Source organism: Nocardia asiatica NBRC 100129 (assembly GCF_000308415.1).
Taxonomy (GTDB): Bacteria; Actinomycetota; Actinomycetes; order Mycobacteriales; family Mycobacteriaceae; genus Nocardia; species Nocardia asiatica.
The window spans coordinates 1-1717 of sequence record NZ_BAFS01000255.1; the positions used below are offsets into that span (position 1 = coordinate 1).

Below are 1717 nucleotides of genomic sequence, written 5' to 3' on the forward strand. Positions count from 1 at the left end.
AACCACGCCTGCTCGGCGATCACATCCGGCAGTGTCGCGCCGGGAACCCACGCGCCCTGCGCATTCCATGCGCTCAGGACCTGGTCGCGTTCGCCGGGGGCGAGCAGGTCGATGTCGCCGACCACGGCGGTGGCGTCGGCCGCGACCGCCGCGAGAACACGACGGAACCGGCTCGCGAAGTTCCGCACGGTCGATTCGTCGAACAGGTCGGTCGCGTAGCCGACCACTACCGAGATGCCGCGAGCGTCCGGCTGCTCGGCCAGGGTGATCTGCAGATCGAACTTCGCGGCCGACACCTGCGGATCGATGCCCGACACCGTGAGCCCGGGCAGTTCCAGCGTGGCGGGCGCGAGGTTCTGCAATACCAGCATCACCTGGAACAGCGGATGCCGCGCCGCCGAGCGGACCGGATCGAGCAACTCCACCAAACGCTCGAACGGCAGGTCGGCGTGGCCGAACGCGGCGACGTCGGTGCGGCGGACCTCGGCGAGCAGCGCCTCGAACGGCGTGCCCGGCTCGACCTCGGTGCGCAGCACCAAGGTGTTGACGAACATGCCGATCAGGTCGTCGAGTTCGGCCTCGCCGCGACCGGCCACCGGCGTGCCGATGGCGATGTCCGAGGTGCCCGACAACCGGGCCAGCAGCACCGCGAGCGCGGCGTGCACCACCATGAACAGCGTCGAATTGTGCTGCTGGGCCAAGCGTTCGAGCCCGGCGTGCAGCTCGGCGTCGATGTCGAAGGCGAAGCTCGCTCCGCGATAGGACGCCTGGGCGGGCCGGGGCCGGTCGGCCGGAAGCGGTAGTTCGTCCGGCAGGCCGGCGAGCGCGCCGCGCCAGTATTCGGCCTGCTGCGCGATCAGGCTCTGCGGATCGGTCTCCGAACCGAGCACCTCGCGCTGCCACAGGCTGTAATCGGCGTACTGGACCGGCAGCGGGGCCATGGCCGGGGCCTCGCCCCGGCTGCGCGCCTCGTAGGCCAGGACCAGGTCCCGGGTGAGCGGTCCGAGCGACCAGCCGTCGGAGCTGATGTGGTGCGCGACGAACGCGAGCACGTGCTCGCTGGGGTCGTCCGCGCCCGTGGTCGCGACCTCGAACAATTCCACCCGGAACGGGACCTCGGTGGTGACCTCGAAACCGGCAGTCACGACCGCGGTCACCACGGCGACCAGATCCCCTGCCTCGACACGGGTGGGCACGAGGTCGATCGACACCTCGTCCACCGCGAGCACCTGCTGTACCGGGCCCTCGGTGGTCTGCGGGTAGATCGTGCGCAGGATCTCGTGCCGTGCGACCAAGTCGGCGACCGCCTGTCGCAGCGCGGTGACGTCGAGGTCTCCGGTCAGGCGGATGGCGGCCGGAATGTTGTAGACCGACGAGCCCGGGTCGAACTGGTTGAGGAACCACATGCGCTGCTGCGCCAGCGACAGCGGGATGCGCTCCGGACGCGGACCGGCGACCAAGGCTTTGCGTCCGCCGCTGCCCGCGTGCTGCTCGACCTTGGCGGCGAGCCCGGCGACGGTGGATGCTTCGAACAGCACACGCACCGGCACCCGGGCGTCCAGCGCCGCGCCGATCCGCGCGGCGACCTGCGTCGCCAACAGCGAGTTACCACCCAGGGCGAAGAAATCGTCATCCGCACCGACACGCTCGACACCCAGCACCTCGGCGAACACGCCGGCCACGATCTCCTCGACCGGGGTCGAAGGCGCACGGAAGG

The 1717-nt window shown here is 70.4% G+C and carries 1 protein-coding gene; it reads right to left on the bottom strand.

Annotation, left to right across the window (positions count from 1 at the left end; translation table 11 throughout):
• Positions 1–1717: condensation domain-containing protein (locus tag ON27_RS24835; protein ID WP_043732690.1), on the bottom strand; the 1717-nt coding region annotated here is incomplete at both ends.